The 23,999-nt window shown below is 70.4% G+C and carries 17 protein-coding genes and 1 pseudogene; 13 read left to right on the top strand and 5 right to left on the bottom strand.

Translation table 11 applies throughout. From position 1 onward, the window contains the following. Positions 1-150 precede the first annotated feature (150 nt). The 3 genes and pseudogenes from SNE35_RS19560 to SNE35_RS19550 all read right to left on the bottom strand — a co-directional run. Positions 151-267, bottom strand: a pseudogene (locus SNE35_RS19560) (nitroreductase family protein); the annotation flags it as partial. Further along, positions 264-1,235 carry a serine O-acetyltransferase EpsC gene (epsC, locus tag SNE35_RS19555; RefSeq protein ID WP_320424666.1) on the bottom strand — a complete coding sequence of 324 codons (972 nt, stop codon included), beginning with the start codon at positions 1,233-1,235 and terminating at the stop codon, positions 264-266. The gene epsC and the pseudogene SNE35_RS19560, both read right to left, overlap by 4 nt. A 114-nt stretch (positions 1,236-1,349) precedes the next feature. Beyond that, entirely contained in the window at positions 1,350-2,027 is a 678-nt protein-coding gene (locus SNE35_RS19550) for a GntR family transcriptional regulator (protein WP_320424665.1), read from the bottom strand. Between the two features lie 89 nt (positions 2,028-2,116). Here SNE35_RS19550 and SNE35_RS19545 point away from each other — a divergent pair, with 89 nt between their 5' ends. The 9 genes from SNE35_RS19545 to SNE35_RS19505 are packed head-to-tail and all read left to right on the top strand — an operon-like array spanning position 2,117 to position 9,949. Beyond that, a complete protein-coding gene (locus SNE35_RS19545; protein WP_320424664.1) occupies positions 2,117-2,605 on the top strand; it encodes a TRAP transporter small permease in 489 nt (162 codons plus the stop codon). Between the two features lie 10 nt (positions 2,606-2,615). Next, complete coding sequence (locus SNE35_RS19540; RefSeq protein ID WP_320424663.1) at positions 2,616-3,893, top strand: TRAP transporter large permease subunit; 1,278 nt, start codon at positions 2,616-2,618, stop codon at positions 3,891-3,893. Between the two features lie 29 nt (positions 3,894-3,922). Beyond that, positions 3,923-4,903 carry a TRAP transporter substrate-binding protein gene (locus tag SNE35_RS19535; RefSeq protein WP_320424662.1) on the top strand — a complete coding sequence of 327 codons (981 nt, stop codon included), beginning with the start codon at positions 3,923-3,925 and terminating at the stop codon, positions 4,901-4,903. Next, the gene (locus SNE35_RS19530; RefSeq protein WP_320424661.1) at positions 4,903-5,862 is read left to right on the top strand and encodes a C-terminal binding protein; all 960 of its coding nucleotides are present in this window, start codon (positions 4,903-4,905) and stop codon (positions 5,860-5,862) included. Before SNE35_RS19535 ends, SNE35_RS19530 begins: the two co-directional genes overlap by 1 nt. An 11-nt stretch (positions 5,863-5,873) precedes the next feature. Further along, positions 5,874-6,533, top strand: a complete 660-nt coding sequence (locus SNE35_RS19525; RefSeq protein WP_320424660.1) for an RraA family protein — start codon at positions 5,874-5,876, stop codon at positions 6,531-6,533. Further along, positions 6,520-7,470: a sugar kinase gene (locus tag SNE35_RS19520; RefSeq protein ID WP_320424659.1), complete on the top strand. Its 951-nt coding sequence runs from the start codon at positions 6,520-6,522 to the stop codon at positions 7,468-7,470. Before SNE35_RS19525 ends, SNE35_RS19520 begins: the two co-directional genes overlap by 14 nt. A gap of 23 nt (positions 7,471-7,493) precedes the next feature. Further along, positions 7,494-8,720 (top strand): L-dopachrome tautomerase-related protein, encoded by a 1,227-nt coding sequence (locus tag SNE35_RS19515; protein ID WP_320424658.1) that lies wholly within the window; start codon positions 7,494-7,496, stop codon positions 8,718-8,720. 19 nt (positions 8,721-8,739) lie between these two features. Beyond that, a complete protein-coding gene (locus SNE35_RS19510; protein ID WP_320424657.1) occupies positions 8,740-9,447 on the top strand; it encodes an SDR family NAD(P)-dependent oxidoreductase in 708 nt (235 codons plus the stop codon). A gap of 10 nt (positions 9,448-9,457) precedes the next feature. Further along, on the top strand, positions 9,458-9,949 hold the full coding sequence (locus SNE35_RS19505) for a 2,4'-dihydroxyacetophenone dioxygenase family protein (protein WP_320424656.1): 492 nt from the start codon (positions 9,458-9,460) through the stop codon (positions 9,947-9,949). A gap of 15 nt (positions 9,950-9,964) precedes the next feature. Here the strand turns inward: SNE35_RS19505 and SNE35_RS19500 are convergent, their stop codons facing one another. Both SNE35_RS19500 and SNE35_RS19495 read right to left on the bottom strand, forming a co-directional pair. After that, positions 9,965-11,347 carry an MFS transporter gene (locus tag SNE35_RS19500; RefSeq protein ID WP_320424655.1) on the bottom strand — a complete coding sequence of 461 codons (1,383 nt, stop codon included), beginning with the start codon at positions 11,345-11,347 and terminating at the stop codon, positions 9,965-9,967. Positions 11,348-11,451: 104 nt separating this feature from the next. After that, a complete protein-coding gene (locus SNE35_RS19495) occupies positions 11,452-12,903 on the bottom strand; it encodes a SulP family inorganic anion transporter (RefSeq protein WP_320424654.1) in 1,452 nt (483 codons plus the stop codon). 166 nt (positions 12,904-13,069) lie between these two features. On the opposite strand from SNE35_RS19495, the gene SNE35_RS19490 reads away from it, so the two are divergent. The 4 genes from SNE35_RS19490 (at position 13,070) to recD (ending at position 23,992) form a co-directional block, all read left to right on the top strand. Next, complete coding sequence (locus SNE35_RS19490) at positions 13,070-14,833, top strand: methyl-accepting chemotaxis protein (RefSeq protein WP_320424653.1); 1,764 nt, start codon at positions 13,070-13,072, stop codon at positions 14,831-14,833. 72 nt (positions 14,834-14,905) lie between these two features. After that, complete coding sequence (gene recC, locus SNE35_RS19485; RefSeq protein WP_320424652.1) at positions 14,906-18,328, top strand: exodeoxyribonuclease V subunit gamma; 3,423 nt, start codon at positions 14,906-14,908, stop codon at positions 18,326-18,328. After that, the gene (gene recB / locus SNE35_RS19480; RefSeq protein ID WP_320424651.1) at positions 18,318-22,022 is read left to right on the top strand and encodes an exodeoxyribonuclease V subunit beta; all 3,705 of its coding nucleotides are present in this window, start codon (positions 18,318-18,320) and stop codon (positions 22,020-22,022) included. Before recC ends, recB begins: the two co-directional genes overlap by 11 nt. Then, complete coding sequence (gene recD / locus SNE35_RS19475) at positions 22,019-23,992, top strand: exodeoxyribonuclease V subunit alpha (RefSeq protein WP_320424650.1); 1,974 nt, start codon at positions 22,019-22,021, stop codon at positions 23,990-23,992. Before recB ends, recD begins: the two co-directional genes overlap by 4 nt. Positions 23,993-23,999 lie beyond the last annotated feature (7 nt).

Genomic DNA, 23,999 nt, shown 5'->3' with positions numbered 1-23,999 from the left:
GATCAGCGCCGAGGCGCGGTGTGCCCAGCCGCGGTTGAACTCGTTGAGCGCATTGAAGATCAGCTCGTAGCCGCGCGTGCCCGGCAGGCCGTAGACGAAGCGCCAGGGCTGGGCATTGAACGAGGAGGGCGCCCAGCGCGCCGCCTCGATGAAGCTCAGCAGCGTGGCCTCGTCGATCGTCTCGCCGGTGAAGGCGCGGCGGCTCCAGCGGGCCGGGAATTGCGGGTGGATGTCGTGCTCGGTGGCACGTGCGGTGCTCGTGGTCATTGCGGGTTCCCTGAGTGGTTGGCGGTGCGGATGCTGGCCTGGGTCACCTGGCCGCCCGGCGGCACGTCCTGGGTGACCCAGACGTTGCCGCCGATCGTTGCGCCGCGGCCCAAGGTGATGCGGCCGAGGATGGTGGCGCCGGCGTAGATGACGACCTCGTCCTCGACGATCGGGTGCCGCGGCTGGCCCTTGCGCAACTGCCCCGCCTCGTCGGTGGGGAAGCTGCGTGCGCCCAGGGTGACGGCCTGGTAGATGCGCACGCGGCGGCCGATCACGGCGGTCTCGCCGATGACGACGCCGGTGCCGTGGTCGATGAACAGGCCCGGCCCGATGCGGGCGCCGGGGTGGATGTCGATGCCGGTGCGCGCGTGGGCCTGCTCCGCGATGATCCGCGCCAGCAGCGGCACGCCCAGGCCGTGCAGCGCATGGGCCAGGCGGTGGTGGATCATGGCCTCGATGCCGGGGTAGCACAGCAGCACCTCGTCCACGCTGCGCGCGGCGGGGTCGCCCTCGTAGGCGGCGAGCACGTCTTCGTCCAGCAGGCGGCGCACCTGCGGCAGCGCGCGGGAGAACTCGCGGATGACGGCGTTGGTGCGCGTCGCCAGCAGCACCTCGTCGCGCGCCGCGCCGGCCTCGCGCGCGGCCAGGCGCAGCTCCAGCAGCACCTGGCCCTGCAGGCACTGCAGAGCCGTGTCCAGCGTGTAGCCGACGTAATAGTCCTCGGCGCCGGGCCGCAGGTCGGGCGGGCCCAGGCGCAGCGGGAACAGCGCGCCGCGCAGGCCGTCGATCACGTCGCGCAGCAGGTCCGCCGAGGGCAGCTCGCGGCCGCGAGCCTCGTGCGGGCGGTGGCGCTCGCGCCAGGACTGGCGCGCTTCGCGCAGTTCGGCGACGACTCGTTCGAGCGGCAGGTCGGCGTGGTCGGGCGCTTCCGTCAGCGCGGCGGAGGGAGTGAGTTGCAGGATCGGCATGAAGAAGCTGGGATGGGCGTGGCCCTGCAGCTTCCGCCGGCCCGCGCCGACCGCCAACGAACGATTTCGAGGATGCTCATGCGTCGCATGAGCATGCCGGCCCAGACCGCCCGGTCAGCCGGCTTGCAGGTGCACGTTGCAAGCCGCGCGGTAGCGCGGCTCGTTGTCGGCCACGTGTTCGGCCAGCAGCGCGCAGGCCGCCTCGATGTCCTTGCCGGCCAGGGCGTCCACCAGCACCTGGTGGCTCTTCACCGCGTTGTCGATCGGCGAGCGGTTGCGCAGCGCGCGCAGCTGCGAGCGCAGCACCGCGTAGCCGGCCTTCAGGTACTCGTTCGGGCAGAAGGACAGGAACTGGCTGTGGAAATCCATGTCGATGCGGGCCAGGCCTTTCAGGTCACGCACCTTCTCGGCGGCCTTCATCTCGGTCACGCAGCGCACCATCTCCTTGAGCAGGCCCTTGGGATCGGCGGTCGCGGCCTCGCGCAGCGCGGCGATCTCGATCATCGAGCGGTAGCGGCACAGCTGTGACACCTGCTCGGGCTGCAGCTCGAACACGAAGGTGCCGCGCTGCGGGCTGATCTCCACCAGGCCCTCGCTTTTGAGCCGCAGCAGCGCCTCGCGCACCGGCGTCTTGCTGACGCCGAGCTGCTGCGCGAGCTGCGCTTCCGAGACCTGCGAGCCGAGTTCCAGCTCGCCGTCAATGATGGCCGAGCGGATCTGCTCGATGGCCAGGTCGGTCAGCAACTGGGGGCGCTGAAGCGTCAGCGAGCGGGGAGGGGTGGTCGTGGTCACGGCGCGAGTGTACCGGGATATCCCGAAGTTTCGTATCTGATATCTCAGATACTATGCCGCCACACAACGATAACGGAGACAGATTTCCCATGAGGCTTCTGCAGCGGTTGAGCGAGCACTTCCTGGTGCTCGGCCTGGGTGCGATGGTGTTGATGGTGTTCGGGAACGTGGTCCTGCGTTACGGCTTCTCGTCCGGCATCACCTTCTCGGAAGAGGTGTCGCGCTTCCTCTTCGTCTGGATCACCTTCCTCGGCGCGATCCTGGCCTTCGCCCAGCGCGCGCACATCGCGATGGAGACGGTGACCGGCCGCCTGCCCAAGCCCGTGAAGCGGCTCGTGGCCATCGTGTCCGCGCTGCTGATGCTGCTGTGCTGCGCGCTGATGGTGATGGGCGGCTGGAGCCAGGCCGTCATCAACATGAACAACTACGCGCCGGTCTCCGGCATTCCGCGCGGCGCGATCTACGCGGCCGCGGTGGTGGCCGGCATCTGCCTGGGCCTCCTGATCCTGCGCGACCTGTGGCGGCTGCTGCGCGGTGCCTCGCTGGAAGCCTTCGAGCAGCGCTCGGCAACGGAATGAGGGCGCAGCGATGACCGTCTTTGTCTTCATCTTCTCCCTGCTCGGCGCCATGTCGCTGGGCATGCCGATCGCCTTCGCGCTGATGGTCTGCGGCGTCGCGCTGATGTGGCAGGTCAACATCTTCGACGCGCAGGTGCTGGCGCAGAACCTGGTGGACGGCGCCGACAGCTACCCGCTGCTGGCCGTGCCCTTCTTCCTGCTGGCGGGCGAGCTGATGAACGGCGGCGGCCTGTCGCGCCGCATCGTCGACGCGCTGCTGGCCGTGGTGGGCCATGTGCGCGGCGGCCTCGGCTACGTGGCGGTGATCGCGGCGCTGGTGCTGGCGAGCCTGTCCGGCTCCGCCATCGCCGACACCGCGGCGCTGGCCGCGCTGCTGATCCCGATGATGCGCAACGCGGGCTACAACGTGCCGCGCTCGGCCGGACTGCTGGCGGCCGGCGGCATCATCGCGCCGGTGATCCCGCCGTCGATCGGCCTGGTGCTGTTCGGCGCGGTGGCGGGCGTGTCGGTGAGCAAGCTGTTCATCGCCGGCATCATCCCGGGCCTGGCGATGGCCGCCTCGCTGATCTTCACCTGGTGGTGGCTGTGCCGCAGCGACGCGCCGCCGGTGCTGGCGCGCAAGTCGCCGCGCGAGGCGCTGGCCGCCCTGCGCCAGGCCGGCTGGGCGCTGGTGCTGCCGCTGATCATCATCGTGGGCGTCAAGTTCGGCGTGTTCACGCCGACCGAGGCCGGCGTGGTGGCGGTGGTCGCCGCCGCGGTGATCGGTCGCTTTGCCTACGGCGAGCTGACGGCGAAGAAGCTCTACGACTGCATGCTGGCCGCGGCCAAGACCTCGGCGGTTGTGATGTTCCTCGTCGCCGCCGCGCTGATCTCGGCCTGGCTGATCACGGTGGCGAACATCCCGGACCAGCTGATCGCGCTGCTGCAGCCCTTCATCGACCGGCCGGTGCTGCTGATGGTGCTGATGCAGCTGATCGTGCTGATCGTCGGCACCGCGCTGGACTTCACGCCGACCATCCTGATCCTCACCCCGGTGCTGATGCCGCTGGTCAAGGAGGCGCACATCGACCCGGTGTACTTCGGCGTGCTGTTCGTGATGAACAACGCGATCGGCCTGCTGACGCCGCCGGTGGGCAATGTGCTGAACGTCGTCTGCTCGGTCGGCAAGGTGCCTATGGACGACGTCATCAAGGGCGTGATGCCTTTCCTGTACGCCGAGGTGGTGGTGCTGCTGCTGATGAGCGTGTTCCCGCAGCTGATGCTGGCGCCGCTGCGCTGGATTCACTAAGACAACAAGTAACCGAACGGAGACAAGACATGCGATTCATGAAACTGACCGTGGCACTGGGCGTTGCGTTGCTCACCACCCTGGCCGGCGCGCAGAGCGTGGCCAAGTTCGGCTACGGCGCCGCCGAGGACCACCCGCAAGGCCTGGGCGCCAAGAAGTTCGCCGAGCTGGTGAAGGCCAAGACCAACGGCCGCATCACCGTCAACACCTTCGGCAGCGGCAAGCTGGGCTCGGACCCGGCGCTGCAGTCGCAGGTGCAGGGCGGCACGCTGGAAATCATGACCGGCCCGACCTCCAACCTCGTCGGCCTGATCAAGGAATTCGCGCTGTTCGACCTGCCCTATGTCGTGCCCGACTACAAGGCGGCCGATGCGCTGCTGGACGGCCCGGTGGGCCAGGCGCTGTTCGCCAAGCTGGAGACGGTGGGCCTCGTGGGCCTGGGCTACTGCGAGAACGGCTTCCGCAACATGACCAACTCCAAGCACCCGATCACGAAGCTGGAGGACCTGAACGGCCTGAAGGTGCGCGTGATCCAGAACCCGGTGTTCATCGAGACCTTCAAGGCGCTGGGCGCGAACCCGCTGCCGATGCCCTTCACCGAGCTGTACGGCGCGCTGGAGTCCCGCGCGGTGGACGCGCAGGAGAATCCGCTGGGCCTGATCGACGCCTCCAAGTTCTACGAGGTGCAGAAGTACCTGTCGATGACCGGCCACGTGTACTCGCCCTTCATCGTGATCGGCAGCAAGAAGTGGTTCGACAAGCTCGCGCCGGCCGACCAAGTGGCCGTGAAGCAGGCGGGTGTCGAGTCCTGCAGCTACCAGCGCGGCCTGGCCCGCGAGCAGGCCAAGCAGCTGGTGGCCGGCCTGAAGGCCAAGGGCCTGCAGATCAACGACATCGCGCCGGTCGAGATCGAGCGCATCCGTGCCGCCGTGAAGCCGGTGGCGGCCAAGTTCGCCAAGGACATCGGCGTGGACCTGAGCCAGGGCGTGCCGGCCTTCGTCAACAAGTGATGAACGCTCCCGCAAGACTGGTCGTCGCCCTCGACGGCGGCTATGCCTCCTACGACCAGGAGGAGGCGCTGTTCGGCGCTGCCCACGCCCGCTTCGAGCTGCGGCCCTGCGCCGGCAGCGAGGCCGCGGCACTGGAGGCGGTGCGCGGCGCCGACATCGTGATGGTGCGCGAATCGCCCGTCTCGCGCGCGGTGATCGATGCGATGGACCGCTGCAAGGGCGTCGTGCGCTACGGCATCGGCGTGGACAACATCGATCTGCAGGCCGCCCGCGAGCGCCAGATCCGCGTCGCCAACGTGCCGGACTACGGCATCGAGGAGGTCAGCACCCACGCCGTGGCGCTGCTGCTGGCGGTGGCCCGCCAGGTGCGCCAGCGCGACCAGCATGTGCGCGCCGGCCAGTGGAACGCACCGCGCGAGCAGCCGATGTACCGGCTGCGCGGCCGCACGCTGGGCCTGATCGGCTATGGCCGCATCGCGCGCCAGGTGCAGGAGAAGCTGGCCGGCTTCGGCTTCGAGCGGGTGCTGGTGCACGACCCGTTTGCCGTGCTGCCGGCCGATGTCACCGCGGCCAGCGTCGAGGAGATCTGCGCGCAGAGCGACGCGATCTCGCTGCACGCGCCGTTGACCGCGCAGACCCGCCACCTGATCGACGCGCCGCGCCTGGCGCTGGTGCGGCCCACGGCCATCCTCGTCAACACCGCCCGCGGCGGCCTCGTCGACCTGGACGCGCTGCACGAGGCGCTCGTTGCCAAGCGTCTTCTGGGCGCGGGCCTGGACGTGTTCGAGCCCGAACCGCCGGCGCACACGCATCCGGTCTTCGCGCTGCCCAACGTGGTCGTCTCCGACCACATCGGCTGGTACAGCGAGGAGGCGATGCGCGAGCTGCAGCGCAAGGCGGCCGAGGAGGTCGTGCGCATGCTCGCCGGAGAAACACCCAAGCACTGGCTGAACGCCTGAGGAAACCGAAGATGAAAGAAGAACTTGAACAACTGGTGGCCGGCTTCTCGGCCGTGGCCATCGCCTCGATCGCCGATGCCGTCGACAAGCTGACCGGCAAGCAGGGCTACATGCACTCCTCGATCAAGCCGCGCATCAACGACAAGCGCATCTGCGGCCCGGCCGCCACCGTGTTGGAAAGCGCCACCGACGAGTTCTTGCCGCCACAGCACGCGCTGGACCTGATCGACGAGGCTCCGGCCGGCAGCGTGATCGTGATCTCGATCGAGGGCGGTCAGTCGGAAGTGGCCGTCTGGGGCGGGCTGATGACGGCCGGCGCCGTGGCCAACGGCCATGCCGGCGCGGTGCTCGACGGTGGCGTGCGCGACCTGGCCGAGATCCGCCGCGACTACGGCTTCCCGGTCTATGCCCGCGAGGTCAGCCCTGGCACGACCCTGGGCCGCTACAAGACAGTGGCCTCGCAGGTGCCGGTGCGGGTGGGCGGCGTGGTCGTGCATCCGGGCGACCTCGTCGTCGGCGACGTGGACGGTGTCGTCGTCGTGCCGATCGCCAAGGCGGCCGAGATCCTCGCGATGTCGCAGGAGATCGACCAGCGCGAGCTGGAGCAGGCCAAGCTGATCATTGCCGAGAAGTCGCTGCGCAAGGGCCTGGCGAAATATGGCCGCATCTGAGGAAGCGGCGGCAGCGGGAGGCTTCGACATCGTCTCGCTGGGCGAGCCGATGGTGGAGTTCAACCAGACCGGCGCCGACCAGGGGCGCCTGTACCTGCAGGGCTTCGGCGGCGACACCTCCAACTTCGCCGTCGCCGCGGCCCGGCAGGGCGCGCGCGTCGCCTACGTCAGCGCGCTCGGCGCCGACCCCTACGGCGCGATGCTGCGCGCGCTGTGGGACCGAGAGGGCGTGGACCACGCCAGCGTGGCGAGCGACCCGCAGGCCTTCACCGCGATCTACTTCGTCACTCACGACGAGCGCGGCCACCAGTTCAGCTTCTTCCGCAGCGGCAGCGCCGCGAGCCGGATGACGCCGGCCCTGTTGCCGCGCGAGCGGATCGAGGCGGCCAAGGTGCTGCACCTGTCCGGCATCACGCTGGCGATCTCGGCCTCGGCCTGCGACACGGCCTATGCGGCCATCGACATCGCCCGCGCCGCCGGCGTGCAGGTCTCGTTCGACACCAATCTGCGGCTGAAGCTCTGGCCGGTCGAGCGCGCCCGTGCGGTGATGACCGACGTGATCCGCCGCTGCGACATCTGCCTGCCGAGCTTCGACGACATCGTCGCGATCACCGGCCTCACCGATCCCGATGCGCTGGTCGACCGCTGCCTGGCGCTGGGCGCCAAGACCATCGCGCTGAAGTTGGGCGAGCAGGGCGCGCTGGTGGCCGATGCCACGCAGCGCCACCGCATTCCCGCCTTCCCGTGCCGGCCGGTCGACGCCACCGGCGCCGGCGACACCTTCGGCGGCGCCTTCGTCGCGCGGCTCGTGGCCGGCGACACGCTGGAAGCCGCCGGCCGCTACGCCGCGGCGGCGGCGGCCCTGTCGACCGAGGGCTACGGCGCGGTCGAACCGATTCCCACTGCGGCGCGGGTCAGCGCCGCCCTACTTCAATAGGACCCCAACGAGGAGACAACGCGATGAAGAAGACGAGCAAGCAACACCTGACCCTGGCCCTGACTGCGGCACTTACCGCGGCCCTGGCCACCGGCAGCGCGATGGCCGCGCCCAAGCTGGAAGTCGTGGCCGAATGGAACCGCATTTCCTACGACCTCGGCGACCCGGCCGCCGAGAAGGCCTACGACGAACAGCAGATCTACAAGAAGGTGCTGATGCAGGGCACCAAGGTCGACTCCAAGGGCAACATCTACGTCTCCACCGCGCGCTGGGGCGGGCCGGAGGTGCCGGCCACGCTGAGCAAGCTGGTCCGCAAGGGCAAGGAATGGAAGCTGCAGCCCTTCCCGAGCAACGAGCTGAACGACGTCAAGAACCCCAAGGGCCTGAAGGCGGTGCTGGGCTTCGAGATCGACCGCAACGACGTGATGTGGATCCTCGACCAGGGCCACGTGGCCGGCGCGCCCTCGGCCCCCGGTGACGAGAAGCTGATCGGCTGGGACCTGAAGGCCGGCAAGGAAGTGGCGCGCTACGAGTTCAGCGACGCCGACTCCGACAAGAAGTGTTCCTTCCTGAACGATGTGACGATCGACAACGACGCACAGGTGGCCTACATCAGCGACTCGGGCATCTTCTGCAGCCCGCTGAAGGGCGGCCTGATCGTCTACGACATCAAGTCCAACAAGGCCAAGCGCGTGCTGTCGGCGCCGGAATGGGTCAACGACGAGAACTACACCTTCCAGATCCACGGCCGCGACGTGCTGAAGCACAAGGACGGCAAGCCCAACCCGATGAAGACCGGCGCCGACGGCATCGCGCTGTCCGGCGACAAGAAGACGCTGTACTGGACCAACCTCACTGGCAACCGCCTGCTGTCGCTGCCCACCGCGCTGATCCGCGACTTCGGCAAGAGCGAGGACGAGATCAAGAAGGCGGTGCAGGTGGTGGCCACCCTGCCGTCCAACACCGACGGCATCACCGGCGACCGCCAGGGCAACCTCTACATGAGCGCGCTGACCTTGAATGGCATCACCCGGCGCGACGCGAAGACCGGCGAGATCAAGCCCTTCGTCACCCACGACGACATCTCCTGGCCCGACACCCTGGCCTGGGGCCCGAAGGGCTCGCTGTACTTCGTCAGCAACCACCTGCACCTGTGGGTGGACGGCGACATGGACTTCGACCATCCGGCGGTGCCCAACTTCCGCATCTACAAGGTGCAGGTCGGTGCCAAGCCCTACACCGACAAGTAAGCGGATGGTGACTTCGACGATGCGAAGAGTCCTGGTCACCGGCGGCACCAGCGGCATCGGCCTCGCCATCGCGCAGGCCTTTGCCACCGACGGAGCGGAGGTGCATGCCACCGGCGCGACCGAGGCGGAGGTGGATGCTGCACGCGACGTGGAAGCTGGTGTCCGCTTCCAGCGCCTGGACGTGCGCGACGAGGCGGCCGTGAAGACCTGCATCGGCGCGCTCGGCGAGCTGGACGTGCTGGTCAACTGCGCCGGCGCGATCCGGCGCGGCGGGGCCGAGCACGACCCCGCCGTGTTCGCCGAGATCATCGATATCAACCTCAACGGCAGCATGCGCACCTGCGCCGCCGCCCGCGAGGGCCTGAAGGCCCGCCACGGCTGCATCGTCAACACCGCCTCGATGCTGAGCTTCTTCGGCGGCGGCCTGGTGCCGGGCTACAGCGCCAGCAAGGGCGGCATCGCGCAGCTCACCAAGAGCCTGGCGATCGCCTATGCGGCCGACGGCATCCGCGTGAACGCCATCGCGCCGGGCTACATCGCCACGCCGCTGACGCAGGCGCTGCAGGACGACCCCGCCCGCTCGGACCCCATCCTGGCCCGCACGCCGATGGGCCGCTGGGGCACGCCGGCCGATGTGGCCGGCCCGGTGCTGTTCCTGGCCAGCCCGGCCGCCGCCTTCGTCACCGGCGCTGTGCTGCCGGTGGACGGCGGCTACCTGATCGCATGAGGTTTCCACGATGATCGTCCAGCTCCCCGGCATCCAGCGCGAGATCGCCATGCCCGCCATCCCCGACGACGAGCGCGTCTGGGTGCCGCAGGCGCCCAACGTCTGGTTCCGCCCGCTGCTGCTGAACACCGTTACCGGCAGCTGGTGCAACCTGCTGCGCGTGCGGCGCAGCGGCGTGCTGTCGCGGCACATCCATCCGTCCTGGGTGACCGGCTACGTGATCCGCGGCGCCTGGCGCTACCTGGAGCACGACTGGGTGGCGCGTGAGGGCTCCTTCGTCTACGAGCCACCCGGCGAGATCCACACGCTGGTCGTCGACGAGGCGGCCGACGGCGCGCAGGAAATGATCACGCTGTTCAACATCCACGGCGCCATGGTCTACGTGGACGAAGACGGCCGGCAGACCGGCTACGAAGACGTGTTCAGCAAGATTGCAATGTGCCGGCGGCACTACGAGGCCGTGGGCCTGGGCGCCGCGGCGGTGGACGAACTGATCCGCTAAGGCCAGTCAGCCCGGTCAGGCAGCCGCCCCGCTGCGGCGCGCCTTGAAGCGCGAGACGCTGACGATCGCGCCGAATGCCGCGAAGCCGCAGGCGAGTTCCAGGCAGGCGATCGTCGGCTGCTCGGGCACCAGTGCGAAGACCACCGCGACCAGCGCCGAGCCCAGGCACCAGCCCGAGATGCGCGCGAGCGCCAGCATGCCGCCCGCGGCGCCGGCGCGGTTGGCCGGGCCTGCCGTCATCAAGGTGGTGTTGTTGGGCGTCTGGAAGAAGCCGAAGCCGATGCCGCACAGCGCCATGCGCCAGGCCACGTCGATGAACGAGGGCTGGGCCGGCATCACCGCGAGCAGTGCCAGTCCGGTGGCCAGGCAGGCCAGGCCGAGGCTGCCGAGCAGCGCGGCCGGATGCTTGGCTGCGAGCTTGCCGGCGATCGGCGCGGCCACCACGACGAGCAGCGGCCACGGGGTGACCAGCAGGCCGGTCTCGACCGGCGAGCGGTGCTGCACCGTCTGGAACAGGAAGGGCAGCGAGACGTAGGCGAGGATCTGGGCCGAGTACGAGCACACCGAGGTCAGTACCGACAGCGAGAACAGCGGGATGCGCATCAGGTCCAGCGGCACCAGCGGCGTGGTCCGCCGCGACTGCTGCGCGATCAGCAGCCCCAGCGCCGCCAGCCCGCCGACGATCTCGAACACGGCGGTCTGCACGTGGACGCCCAGCGTGTCCACGCCGACGACCAGCAGGCCCAGCGCCAGGGCGGTGAGCAGCGCGCCGCCGATGTCGAAGCGGCGCGGCTGGGGCTGATTCGGCGGCGCATACCGCACCAGCACGAAGGCCGCCACCGCGCAGATCGGCACGTTGATCAGGAACAGCCAAGGCCACTGCGCGACCGACAGGATCGCCGCAGCCACCGAGGGCCCGGCCGCGCCGCAGAAGGCCACCGTGAGCGCCACCATGGCCAGGCCCGAGGCTATCTTCGCCGGCGGCTGGATGCTGCGGATGATGGCCGGCGCCAGCGCCGCCGTCAGCGCGCCGGACGCGCCCTGCAGCAGCCGGAAACCCACCAGCCACGACAGCGTGGGCGCCAGCGCGCAGCCCAGCGAGGTCAGCCCGAAGGCCACGAGCCCGATACCGTAGACCAGCTTCAGCCCGCGGATCTCGCCCAGCGCCGCCGCCGGCAGCAGGCACAGCGCCGTGCCGAGCTGGAACGCGTTGACGACCCAGACGGTGGCCGACTCCGTCGAGTTCAGCTCCCGCGCGATCGTCGGCAGCGCGATATTGGCGATGGCGCTGTCCAGGCTGGCCATGGCCACGCCGGCGAGCAACGCGAACATGACCCAGCGGCGCGCGGCGTCGCTGATGCCGGATGAGGTGGGAAGCGGGGCGGCGGAAGCGTTCACGTGGTGCAGCGAGGAGTAGCGAGGGGATGGGGCCGGAATGCGCGATTGTCGGGACATCCGGCACCGCGCGCTGGCCAGGGCGCTTCTGCTGTGCGCTCCCCGAGCTATTCGATGCCCAGGTCCAGCTTCGACAGCTGCGCGCGGCTGTGCTCGTTCATGCCGACCAGGTCCACGGTGCTGCCGTGCTTGCGCAGCCGCTGGCAGACCTTGTCCAGCGCGTTGACGGCCGTGATGTCCCAGAAGTGCGCGGCGCTGAGATCGATCAGGACCGGCTTGGCCTCGATGTCCCGCACATCGAAGGCGTCGACCAGCATGTCGGCCGAGGCGAAGAAGATCTGGCCGGAGACGCGGTAAGTCAGTAGCTCCTCGCCCGACTTCGTGACGGAGAAGAGGCGCGAGACCTTGAAGGTGAAGAACACGCCGCTCAGCAGCACGCCGGCCGAGACGCCGGCGGCCAGGTTGTCGGTGAGCACGGTCACCACCACGGTCGCCACCATCACGACGCTGGACAGCTTCGGGTGCTTCAACAGCGCGCGGGCGGAGCCCCAGTCGAAGGTCGAGGCCGAGACCATCACCATGATGGCGACCAGCGCGGCTACCGGCACCTGCGACACCCAGGGCTTGAGCAGGACCATCAGCACCAGCAGGAAGGCACCGGCGAATAGCGTGGACAGCCGGCCGCGGCCGCCGTAGCGGACATTGCTGACCGTCTGGCCGATCATGCCGCAGCCGGCGATGCCGCCGAACAGGCTGGCCACGATGTTGGCGAGGCCCAGGCCGCCGCACTCGCGGTTCTTCGAACTGGGCGTGTCGGTGAGTTCATCCACGACGCTCGCGGTCATCATCGATTCAAGCAGCCCGACCATGGCAATCGCCACGGCCGGCAGGGCGATCAGCTTCAGGGTCTCGAACGCCATGGGCACCTGCGGCATGCCGAAGCTGGGCAGGCCGTCCGGCAGCAGGCCCAGGTCCGCCACGGTCTTCAGGGGCAGGTGCAGCGCCTGCGCCACCAGCGTCAGCACCACGATGCAGACCAGCGGCGAGGGCACCAGCGTCGTCAGCCGGGGCAGCCCGTAGATGATGACCAGGCCGGCGCCGACCATCGCCCAGGTGGCGCCGTTCGCGCCGACGAGGTGCGGCATCTGGGCCGAGAAGATCAGGATGGCCAGCGCGTTGACGAAGCCGGTGCGCACCGAGCCGGACACGAAGCGCATCAGCACGCCCAGGCGCAGCCACCCGAACAGGATCTGCACGGCGCCGGCCAGGATGCCCGCCGCGAACAGGTACTGGACGCCATGCTGGTGCACCAGCGGCGCGGCCACCAGCGCTACCGACCCCGCCGCCGCGGAGACCATCGCCGGACGCCCGCCGGCGAAGGCGATGATGAGGCTGATCGCGAAGGAGGCGTACAGGCCCACGGCCGGGTCGACACCCGCGACGAACGAGAACGCGATGACCTCGGGAATGAGGGCGAAGGTGGCGACCGCGCCGGCCATCAGCTCGCGCGGAATGCTTGGCGCCCATTCGGCACGGAAAGGGTGGGGATGTCGGGACATGAGGCTGCCGGCCCTGCGCGCGGCGAGGCCTCTGAACGGGGGGCGGCAGTGTAGCCCGCGAGTTTCGTTGCGTTCGTGCCAATGTTGGCGCCTGCTGCCGATACCTGCCCGGGATCGCGCGGGATGCGTCCTAGTATTGGTGCAACTGCAGCAAAGAGGAGTGGGAATGGCTTTCTTCAACAATCTCAAGATCGGCCGGCGCCTGGCCCTGGGCTTCTTCATCTTGCTCGCCTTGCTGATCCTGGTCGGCGGGACGGCGATCTCCCGGCTCGGCGTCGTCAACGCCGCGACCTCGGACCTGTCGACGAACTGGCTCTTCGGTACGCGCGCGCTGGGCGAGTACGAGGCGTCCCTCTCCACCGTGCGCCGCGGCGAGGCGTTGATCGTGATGGCCAAGTCGCCGGCGGACGTCGAACAGCAGATGCAGCGGATCGCCGGAGCCAAGGACAAGGCGGCCGCCGCCTGGAAGCGCTATGCCGGCACGATCACCGCGGGCGACGAGCAGCGGCTGGCGCAGGCCATCCAGGATGCCCAGGCCGCCTACTACACGGCGCTGGACAAGAACCTCGCCACCGCACGTTCGGGTGACCGCGCGAAGACCGAGGAGATCTACCGCGCCGAGACCCGCACCACCTTCGACGCGACCATCGCCGCGGTGGATGCCGATGTGGCCTTCCAGACCAAGGGCGCCGACGCCGCCTACCAGCTGTCGCAGGACACCTACGGCCGGACGCTGACCCTGGTGATCGGCCTGGTCGTGCTGGCCGTCTTGATCACCGTGGCCTTCGCCTGGGTGCTGACCAATTCCATCGTGCGGCCGATCCGCCGCGCCGTCGAAGTGGCCGAGACGGTCGCGGCCGGTGACCTCAGCTCCGTGGTGGTCGTCACCACCACCGATGAGGCCGGGCAATTGCTGGCAGCACTGCGCAGGATGAATGAGTCGCTGGTCGGCATCGTCAGCCAGGTGCGCAACAGCTCCGACTCGATCGCCACCGGCTCGACGCAGATCGCCACCGGCAATGCCGACTTGAGCCAGCGCACCGAGGAGCAGGCCAGCAACCTGCAGCAGACCGCGGCGTCGATGGAGCAGCTCACCGCCACCGTGAAGCAGAACGCCGACACGGCACGCCAGGCGACGCAGCTCGTCGGCGGCGCCGCCACGGCGGCCGGCGAGGGCGGCGAGGTGATGGACCGCGTGGTCGCGACGATGGGCGAGATCAACGACAGCTCCCGCAAGATCGCCGACATCATCGGCACGATCGACGGCATCGCCTTCCAGACCAATATCCTCGCGCTGAACGCAGCCGTCGAGGCGGCCCGTGCGGGCGAGCAGGGCCGCGGTTTCGCCGTCGTCGCCGGCGAGGTGCGCGCCCTGGCGCAGCGCAGCGCGCAGGCCGCCAAGGAGATCAAGGCGCTGATTTCCGCCAGCGTCGAGAAGGTCGAGGCCGGCTCCTCGCTGGTCGACCAGGCCGGCACGACGATGGGCGAGATCGTGTCGCAGGTGAAGCGCGTCAGCGACCTGATCGGCGAGATCAGCGCATCAAGCGAAGAGCAGAGCCGCGGCATCTCGCAGATCGGCGACGCCGTCACCCAGCTCGACCAGGTCACCCAGCAGAACGCCGCGCTGGTCGAGGAGAGCGCCGCGGCCGCGGAGAGCCTGAAGCACCAGGCGCAGCAACTCGCGACGACGGTGGCAGGGTTCAAGCTGGATGCGAGCAGCCCGACACGGCCCTTGCCGACGGCGCCCAGCGCGCCGCTGAAGCGGCCCGCACCGGCACCGGCGAAACCGGCCCTGCGGAGCGCACCTGCCAAGGCCCCCGCCAAGCCGGTGATCCGCTCGGGCGCCAAGCCCCAGGCGCCTCGGCCTGCACCCGCCGCCGCGCCGGCGATGGCGAAACCCGCCGACGACGGCGACTGGACCAGCTTCTAGCCGTAATCGACGTTCGCCAGAGGGCCTGGCCCGCGCTGGATCGCGTCCGGCGCAGGCTATCCTTCCGCCCTCATGAAAAACGAGATCACGCCCGGCCTCCTGGTTCTGCACGGCAACCGCGCAGAACTGCTGGGCGAGGCCCTGATCGAATGGCTGGCCAGTCATCCGCTGGCGCCGCTGGAGGAGGAGGTCTTCCTCGTCCAGAGCAACGGCGTGGCCGAGTGGCTGAAGATGAGCATCGCCGCGCGGCGCGGGGTCTGTGCGGCGACCAAGGTGGAGCTGCCGGCGCGCTTCCTGTGGCGGGCCTATCGTCAGGTGCTGGGGCGCGACGCGGTGCCGGCCACTTCCGGCTTCGACAAGCTGCCGCTGACCTGGCGGCTGATGCAGTTGCTGCCCGAGCTGCTGGATCGGCCGGTGTTCGCGCCGCTGGCCGGCTTCCTGAGGGCCGACGGCGGCGAGGACCTTTCGCGCCGGCTGCAACTGGCCGAACGCCTGGCCGACCTGTACGACCAGTACCAGGTCTATCGCGGCGACTGGCTGCAGCGCTGGGCGGAGGGGCATGACGATCTGTCGGCGACCACCGAGCTGCCATCGGACCAGCGCTGGCAGTCCGCCCTGTGGCGTGAACTGCTGAGCCGTCAGGACGGCCCGACCCGCCCCGAACTGCACCGCCGCTTCCTCGCCGCGCTGGCCGGCGGCGAGCGGCCGAAGGCGCCGCTGGCCCGCCGCGTCGTGCTGTTCGGCATGACCCACGTGCCGCTGCAGACCTTGGAGGCGCTGGCGGCCCTGTCGACGCGGTGCCAGGTCTTGCTCGCCGTGCCGAATCCCTGCCGCTACCACTGGGCCGACATCATCGATGGCCGCGAGCTGCTGCGCCTGGCGCGCCGCCGCCATCCGCTGCGTCAGGGCGTTGACCTGGCCGCGCTGGGCCTGGACGCGATGCATGCCCACGCGCATCCGCTGCTGGCTGCCTGGGGTCGCCAGGGCCGCGACTTCGTGCGCCAGCTCGACGCCTTCGACGATGCGCTGCAGGCGCAGCAGCACTTCGCGCTGAACAAGGTCGACCTGTTCGACGACGGCCCGGGCGAGACCTTGCTGCAGCAGGTGCAGGCGCGCATCCGCGACCTGGTTCCGTTGCGCGAGCACGAGGGCACGCCGCCGCCCGACGAGGACCGCTCGATCGTCTTCCACATCGGCCACAGCCCGCAGCGCGAGCTGGAGATCCTGCACGACCAGTTGCTGCGCCTGCTGGCCGAGCCGCCGCCACCGGGCAAGGCGCCGCTGCACCCGCGCGACATCGTCGTGATGGTGCCCGACGTCGATGTCTTCGCCCCGGCCATCGCCGCCGTGTTCGGTCAGTACGGGCGCGGCGATCCGCGCCACATCCCCTTCGACATCGCGGACCGCACCGAGCGTGGCAACAACCCGCTGTTGGTCGCCGTCGAGTGGCTGCTGCAGTTGCCGCTGCGCCGCTGCACCTTCGGTGAACTGCGCGACCTGCTGGACGTGCCCGCGCTGGCGCAGCGCTTCGGCCTCGCGCCGGACGAGCTGCCGCTGCTGGGCCGCTGGATCGCCGGCGCTGGCATCCGCTGGGGGCTCGATCCCGCGCACCGCGAGAGCCTGGGCCTGGAGGCCTGCGGCGAGCAGAACACCTGGCTGTGGGGCCTGCGCCGGATGCTGCTGGGATACGCCAACGGCGGCGGCGCGGCGCTGCAGGGCATCGAGCCCTATGGCGAGGTTGGCGGTCTGGACGCGGGCCTGGCCGGCAGCCTGGCGGAGCTGCTGGAGCGGCTGTCGGCCTGGCGCCTGGCACTGGCCGAGGCGGCCACGCCGGTGCAGTGGGCCGAGCGGCTGCGCGCGCTGCTGCAGGACTTCTTCGAGCTGGCCGACGAGCGTGATCGCCTGACCCTCGCCGCGCTGGAGGCGGGCCTGAACGCCTGGCTGCAGGCCTGCGCCACGGCCGGCTTCGCGCAGCCGGTGGACCTGGCCGTCGCCCGCGAGGCCTGGCTCGGCAATGTGGACGAGCCGGCGCTCACCAAACGCTTCCGCGCCGGCGGCGTCACCTTCTGCACCCTGATGCCGATGCGCTCGGTGCCCTTCGAGCTGGTGTGCCTGCTGGGCATGAACGATGGCGACTACCCGCGCCGCGGCGTGCGCAGCGATTTCGACCTGATGACCTTGCCCGGCGTGGCCCGCCCCGGCGACCGCTCGCGCCGCGATGACGACCGCCAGCTGATGCTGGAGGCGCTGCTGTCCGCGCGCCGCATGCTCTACGTCAGCTGGGCCGGCCGCAGCCCGCGCGACAACGCGGAGCAGCCGCCCTCGGTGCTGGTCTCACAGCTGCGCGACTACCTGGCCGCCGGCTGGGGCGCCGAGACGGTGGTGCGCCGCACGCAGGAGCATCCGTTGCAGCCCTTCAGCCGCCGCTATTTCGAGGCGGGCGAAGCGGCCTTGTTCACCTACGCCGGCGAATGGCGCGCCGCCCACGCGAGCCCGCTCGAACGTGTGGACGTCGCACCGCGCCCCTACGAGCCCGACCCGGATCAGCCGCTGAAGCTCGACGTGCTGGCCGCCTTCCTGAAGAACCCCGTCAAGGCCTTCTTCCGCCAGCGCCTGGACGTGGTGTTCCGCGAGGGCGAGGCGCCGGACGACAACGACGAATCCTTCGGCCTCGATGGCCTGGGCCACTACGGCCTGCTCGGCGCGGTGCTGGACGCCGCGCTGCAGGAAACCGAGGCCGTGCCGGACCTGCCCGCGCTGGTCGCCGGCATCCGGCGTACCGGCCAGTTGCCGATGGCCGAGTTCGGCCGCCGCACGGCCGAGTTGCTGGTGGACGAGGCCGGCCCGATGCTGCTGCGCTGGGCCGAGCTGCAGCGCATGTATCTGGACGAGGCGCCGAGCGCGCCGCTGCGCTTCGAAGCCGCCGGCCTGCAGCTCGACGACTGGCTCGACGGCGTGCGCGCCGCGCCCGGCGACATGGGCCGCCACGCCTGGTTCGAGCTTACGGCCAGCAAGCTCTGCGGCGAGCAGCGCAAGCCCGCGCCGCGGCCCGACAAGCTGATCGACGGCTGGGTCCGCATGCTGGCCGCCAGCGCCTGTGGCATCGAGGTGCAGGGCGTGCTGGTCGGCCGCGACGCGATGCTGACCCTGCAGCCGCTGCCGCAGGACGCGGCCGAGGCGTTGCTCGCCACGCTGATCGAATGCTGGCGCGAGGGCATGGACGCGCCGCTGCCGCTGGCCCCGCGCACCGCCTTCGCCTATTTGCAGGATCCGAAGAAGGCGCAGGACGCCTACGAGGGCGGCATGCTGCGCGGCGAAAACGAGGAGCCCTGTCTGGCGCGCAGTTTCCCCGACTACGAATCGCTGCTGGCCGATGGTCGCTTCGAGACCCTGGCGCCGCGCGTCTACGGCCCGCTACTGGACTGGATCGGGCAGGGCGGTGTCGAGGTCCTTGCCCATGCCTTCGCATCCGAGGAGGCCACTGGTGACGACTGAATCTCTCGATGCACTGAGCTTCCCGCTGTGGGGCAGCCGGCTGATCGAGGCCAGCGCCGGCACCGGCAAGACCTGGACCATCGCCGCGCTCTACCTGCGCCTGGTGCTGGGCCACGGTGGCGAGGCGGCGGGATTCACCCGGCCGCTGGCGCCATCTGAGATCCTGGTGATGACCTTCACCCGCGCGGCCACGCGCGAGCTCTCGGACCGCATCCGCGCCCGGCTGCTGGAGGCCGCGCAGGTGTTCCGCGGCGATGCCGAACCGGCGCCACATGACGCGCTGCTGCGCGGCCTGCTCGATGGTTTCGCCGCCGGCCCCGCGCGCAGCGCCGCCGCGTGGCGTTTGGCTATGGCGGCCGAGAGCATGGACGATGCCGCCGTGTTCACGATCGACGCCTGGTGCCAGCGCATGCTGCGTGAGCACGCGTTCGACAGCGGCTCGCTGTTCGACGAGGAGCTGATCGGCAACGAGCAGGCCATGCTCGACGAGGCCACGCGCGACTACTGGCGCCAGCAGGTCTATCCGCTGGCCGGCGCGACGCTGGATGCCGTGCTGTCGGTGTGGGCCAACGTCGGCAAGCTCGGCCAGGACGCGCGCGCGCTGCTGCCGCACCTGTCGACCCATGCGCCGCATGACGAGCCGCTCGCCGCGCTGGTCGAGCGTGTCGGCGGCGAGCGCCAGCGCGCGCTGGCCGCGCTGAAGGAGGGCTGGACCGCACGCGTGCGCGCACTGGCCGAGTGGTTCGATCCGCTGTACGCGCTGCCCGCCAAGGCCAATCCGATCAACAAGGTCAAGCTGAAGTCCAACCACTTCAGCGGCTGGCTGGCCAAGCTCGGCGCCTGGGCCGCCGATCCGCTGCTGGAGCGGCCGGACCTGAGCGACTCGGCCTGCAAGCGCCTGCTGCCCCCGGGCATGGCCGAGATCATCAAGGACGGCTTCGACGTTTCCTTGCCCGATCACTTCGAGGCCTTCGCCAATCTGTGCGAGGGGCTCGACGCGCTGCCTCCGTTGGCCGAGCCGCTGCGCCTGCACGCCGCCCACGCGATCGCCGAGCGGCTGTCCCTGCTCAAGTCGCAGAGCGGCGCCTTCGGCTTCGCCGACATGCTCGAACGCCTGGAGCGCGCACTCGATCCCGAGCGTTCCGGCGACAAAGCCGCACGCCTGCGCGAGCGCATGCTGGCGCAGTACCCCGTCGCGCTGATCGACGAGTTCCAGGACACCTCGCCGCTGCAGACGCGCATCTTCGACCGGCTCTACCGCATTGCCGATCACACGAGCAGCAGCGCCCGCGAGCGCACGCTGCTGCTGATCGGCGACCCGAAGCAATCGATCTATGGTTTCCGCGGCGCGGACATCCATGCCTACCTGCAGGTGCGGCTGGCCACCGAGGGCCGGCACTACCAGCTGGGCACCAACTACCGCTCGACGCGGGCGCTGGTCGAGGCCGTCAACGCCGTGTTCTGCCGCCCGGAGCAGCGCGCGGGCGAGGGCGCCTTCATGTTCCGCGACGCGGAGTTGAACCCGCTGCCCTTCGAGCCGGTCGCCGCGCAGGGGCGCGGCGAGCAGTGGGTCACCGCGGCCGGCCCGCAGGCCGCCCTGCAGTGGGCGCTGGCGCCGGAACTGCAGGACACGCGCACGAGCCTGCGCCGCCTGGCCGAGACCAGCGCCGAGCGCATCGTGACCTTGCTGAACGACGAGCGCGCCGGCTTCGTCAAGGACGCTAACGGCATATTCAAGCGGCTTCGGCCCGCCGACATCGCGATCCTCGTGCGCACCGGCCGCGAGGCCGCCGCGGTGCGCCGCGAGCTGCGCCGGCGCGGCGTGACCTCGGTCTACCTGTCCGACAAGGACTCCGTCTTCGCCAGCGCCGAGGCGCGCGACCTGCTGCTGCTGCTTCGTGCCGCCGCTTCGCCGCTGGACGTGCGCCTGGCCCGCGCCGCGCTCGCCACCGCCACGCTGGGGCTGCGGCTGGACGAGCTGCAGCAGCTCGCGGTGGACGACGAGGCCTTCGACCGCCGCAGCGAGCAGTTCAAGGTCCTGCATGCGATCTGGCAGACGCAGGGCGTGCTGAGCATGCTGCGGCGCGCGCTGCACCTGCTGGACCTGCCCGAGCGCTGGCTGGGCAGCGCGCAGGCTGGTGATGGCGAGCGGCGCCTCACCAACGTGCTGCACCTGGCCGAGCTGCTGCAGGACGCCAGCACGCGGCTGGACGGCGAGCAGGCGCTGATCCGCTGGATGACGACGCAGCGCGAGCAGCCCGGCGCCGGCGGCGACGAGCAGATCGTGCGGCTGGAGAGCGACGCGGACCTCGTCAAGGTCATCACCGTCCACAAGTCCAAGGGCCTCGAATACCCACTGGTGTTCCTGCCCTTCGCCACCAGCTTCCGCGGCATCGACAAGGGACCGCGCACGACCCTGGTGAGCACGGCCGACGCCGCAGGCCATCGCACCCTGCACCTGACGCTCAATGAAGAGCTGATCGCCGCCGCCGACAAGGAGCGCCAGCGCGAAGACCTGCGCCTGCTCTACGTCGCGCTGACCCGCGCGCGCCATGCCGTCTGGATCGGCCTGGCCGCGCAGAAGCCCCGCGCCGACAGCCAGGATTGCAGCGCCTGGCGCAGCGCGCTCGGCTATGTGCTGGGCGGCCCCGAGAAGACGAGCGCCGAACAGCTGATGGCCGATGCCCATGACCTGGTCGGCGCGAACGCAGCGACGATGCGCACCGAGCTGCTGCCGCTGCGCGCGGCGCTGACCCCACTGCGCCCGCAGGACGAGACCCAGCCGCTGCGCGAGCCGCAGGCCTATCGCGGCCAGTTCGAGCGGCGCTGGTCGGTGCACAGTTTCTCGGCGCTGGTGCGCGAGCTGGACGGCCCCGTTAGCGCCGCTGCCGCGCGTGACGACGAGGATCTGCTCGCGCCCGTGGCCCCGGCCTTGCGCCGCCCGGCCCGGCCCGCCGAGCCGGCCGATCAGGCCTGGCACCGCTTTCCGCGCGGCGCCGGGCCGGGCAACTTCCTGCACGACCAGTTCGAATGGCTGGCCGGCGAGGGCTTCGGCCTCGCTGGCTCGCCCGCGCTGCAGGAACAGTTGCTGGCCCGCTGCGAGCGCCAGGGCCAGGCCGAGCGTGCACAAGATGTGGTGGACTGGCTCGTCGCCGCCACGCAGGCGCCGCTGCAGCCGCTGAGTGTCACGCTCGACACGGCGGGCACACCGCTGGCCGAGATGGAGTTCTGGCTGCCCGCCACCGGCCTGCAGGCCGAGGCGATCGACGCGCTGTGCCGCCATCACCTGCTCAGCGGCCGGCCGCGCCGCGAGCTGCCCGAGCGCGAACTGCGCGGCATGCTGATGGGCTTCGCCGACCTCGTCTTCGAACACGAGGGCCGCTACTACGTGCTCGACTACAAGTCCAACGCGCTGGGCGACGACGATGCCGCCTACGACACCGAGGCGCTGGAAGCCGCGATGGCCGAGCACCGCTACGACGTGCAGGCCGCCATCTATCTGCTGGCGCTGCACCGCCTGCTGCGCCTGCGGCTGGGTGAACGCTATATGCCGGAAGAACACCTCGGCGGCGCGCTGTACTTCTTCATTCGCGGCATCGCCGGCCCCAGCGGCGGCTGCTACGCGATCGAGGCGCCGCTGGCCTTGCTGGCGCGGCTCGACGCAATGATCGTCGACGAGGAGGCCGCGGCATGACGACGACCCCGATGCTCGACACGCTGGCCGACTGGGCTCACCGCGGCTGGCTGCGCCGTCTCGACGCGGCCTTCGCGGCCTTCTTGCACGATCTTGACCCTGAGGCAAGGCCGGCCGTGCTGCTTGCCGCCGCGATGCTGGCCCATGTGGAGAGCCAGGGCCATGCCTGCCTGCTGGTGGACGAGTTCGTGGCCGACCCGGCCGGCGCGACCAGTTGGGCGCCGGACGCGGCCGAGGCACTGCGGGGCCAGGTCTTGTCCGTGGCCGCGGAAGTGGACGAGTTGCTTGCCGCGCTGCGCGTCAGCCCCCTGGTGGGCGATGGCAGCGACGATTCGAGCCCGCTGGTGCTGAGCGGCACCCGCCTCTATCTGCGCCGCTACTGGCGCTTCGAGCAGCAGGTGGCGGCCCAGGTGCTGGCGCGTGTGGAAGGCGGCGCGACGGCGGTCGACGTACCGCGCGCTCGCCAGTGGCTGGACCTGCTATTCCCGCCTCAGCCCGACCGTGAAGACGATTTCGATTGGCAGAAGTTCGCCTGCGCCGTCGCGCTGCGCGCCTCGTTCTCGATCATCACCGGCGGCCCCGGCACCGGCAAGACCTACACGGCTGCTCGCCTGCTGGCGCTGCTGTTCGCGATGGACCGCCGGCCCGACAAGCTGCGCGTCGCGCTGGCTGCGCCGACCGGCAAGGCCGCCGCGCGGCTGAAGCAGTCGATCGAAAGCGCGCTGCTGCCGTTGCAGGCCTCGATCGGCGACCGGCTGGACCTCGCCGAACTGGTCTCGCATATCCACGGTGCCAAGACCTTGCACTCGCTGCTGGGCGCGCGGCCCGATACGCGCACCTTCCGCGCCGATGCCGCCAACCCGCTCGAAGTCGACGTGCTGATCGTCGACGAGGCTTCGATGGTGCACCTGGAGATGATGGCCGCGCTGCTGCAGGCGCTGCCCCGCCACGCGCGGCTGATCCTGCTGGGCGACAAGGACCAGCTCGCATCGGTCGAGGCCGGCGCCGTGCTGGGCGACCTGTGCCGTGACGCCGAGGCGGGGCGTTATGACGATCGCACCGCCGACTACGCGCTGGCCGCCACCGGCCAGGCGATCCCCGCGGACTTCATCGGCGGTGCTCCGGGCCTGGCCCAGCAGACGGTGATGCTGCGCGAGAGCCGTCGCTTCAAGGGGCCGATCGGCCAACTGGCGCTCGCCGTCAATGCTGGGCGGCTCCAGCCCGCCGCCGCCCTGCTGCGCAGCGGAGACGGGCCGGAGCTGCACGTCGCCCAGCCGGCTACGCCGGCGCGCGTCGTGCGCCTGGCGCTGGAAGGCCGCGAAGGCGCGCCGGGCGGCTATGCGACATACCTGCGCGAGATCGCCGCACGGCCGGCCTTCCATGGCGACGAAACGGCCGACCGCGAGGCCTTCGACGCCTGGGTCGTGCGCGTGCTGCTGGCTTTCGAGCGCTTCCGCCTGCTCTGCGCGGTGCGCGAGGGCGAGTGGGGCACCGAGGGCCTGAACACCGCCGTCGAGCGCGCGCTGACGGCGGCCGGCCTGCTGGAACGCCCCGGCCATGCGGCCTGGTACGAAGGCCGGCCGGTGATGGTGACGCGCAACGACGCCGGCGTCGGCGTGTTCAACGGCGACATCGGTATCGTGCTGCGCCCGTTGCGTGCGGACGGGCCCTTGCGCGCCTACTTTCTCGACGGCGCTGTGCCGCGCTCCGTCAGCGTCAGCCGGCTCGCTCAGGTCGAGACGGCGTTCGCGATGACGGTTCACAAGTCGCAGGGCTCCGAGTTCGAACACACGGTGCTGGTGCTGCCGCCCGAGGGCAGCCGCGTGCTGAGCCGCGAGCTGGTCTACACCGGCATCACCCGCGCCCGCCTGGCCTTCACCCTGGCCAGCGGCGCGCCGGGCCGCTTCGCGCAGGCGCTGTCGCAGCGCACACGGCGTGCCAGCGGGCTGCTGGACCTGCTGTCCGAGTAATTTGAAA

This window comes from Roseateles agri, assembly GCF_034043675.1.
Taxonomy (GTDB): domain Bacteria; phylum Pseudomonadota; class Gammaproteobacteria; order Burkholderiales; family Burkholderiaceae_C; genus KK5.
Note: the sequence above shows the minus strand (reverse complement) of the source record. Positions and strands in the feature narration are given on the sequence as shown.

Excerpts from the sequence above, each read along its gene's own strand:
- SNE35_RS19515 (WP_320424658.1), top strand. The coding sequence starts at position 7,494 with ATGAAGAAGACGAGCAAGCAACACCTGACCCTGGCCCTGACTGCGGCA.
- SNE35_RS19505 (WP_320424656.1), top strand. The coding sequence starts at position 9,458 with ATGATCGTCCAGCTCCCCGGCATCCAGCGCGAGATCGCCATGCCCGCC.
- SNE35_RS19495 (WP_320424654.1), bottom strand. The coding sequence starts at position 12,903 with ATGTCCCGACATCCCCACCCTTTCCGTGCCGAATGGGCGCCAAGCATT.
- epsC (WP_320424666.1), bottom strand. The coding sequence starts at position 1,235 with ATGCCGATCCTGCAACTCACTCCCTCCGCCGCGCTGACGGAAGCGCCC.
- SNE35_RS19530 (WP_320424661.1), top strand. The coding sequence starts at position 4,903 with ATGAACGCTCCCGCAAGACTGGTCGTCGCCCTCGACGGCGGCTATGCC.
- SNE35_RS19510 (WP_320424657.1), top strand. The coding sequence starts at position 8,740 with ATGCGAAGAGTCCTGGTCACCGGCGGCACCAGCGGCATCGGCCTCGCC.
- SNE35_RS19520 (WP_320424659.1), top strand. The coding sequence starts at position 6,520 with ATGGCCGCATCTGAGGAAGCGGCGGCAGCGGGAGGCTTCGACATCGTC.
- recC (WP_320424652.1), top strand. The coding sequence starts at position 14,906 with ATGAAAAACGAGATCACGCCCGGCCTCCTGGTTCTGCACGGCAACCGC.
- SNE35_RS19540 (WP_320424663.1), top strand. The coding sequence starts at position 2,616 with ATGACCGTCTTTGTCTTCATCTTCTCCCTGCTCGGCGCCATGTCGCTG.
- recD (WP_320424650.1), top strand. The coding sequence starts at position 22,019 with ATGACGACGACCCCGATGCTCGACACGCTGGCCGACTGGGCTCACCGC.
- SNE35_RS19535 (WP_320424662.1), top strand. The coding sequence starts at position 3,923 with ATGCGATTCATGAAACTGACCGTGGCACTGGGCGTTGCGTTGCTCACC.
- SNE35_RS19525 (WP_320424660.1), top strand. The coding sequence starts at position 5,874 with ATGAAAGAAGAACTTGAACAACTGGTGGCCGGCTTCTCGGCCGTGGCC.
- SNE35_RS19545 (WP_320424664.1), top strand. The coding sequence starts at position 2,117 with ATGAGGCTTCTGCAGCGGTTGAGCGAGCACTTCCTGGTGCTCGGCCTG.
- SNE35_RS19490 (WP_320424653.1), top strand. The coding sequence starts at position 13,070 with ATGGCTTTCTTCAACAATCTCAAGATCGGCCGGCGCCTGGCCCTGGGC.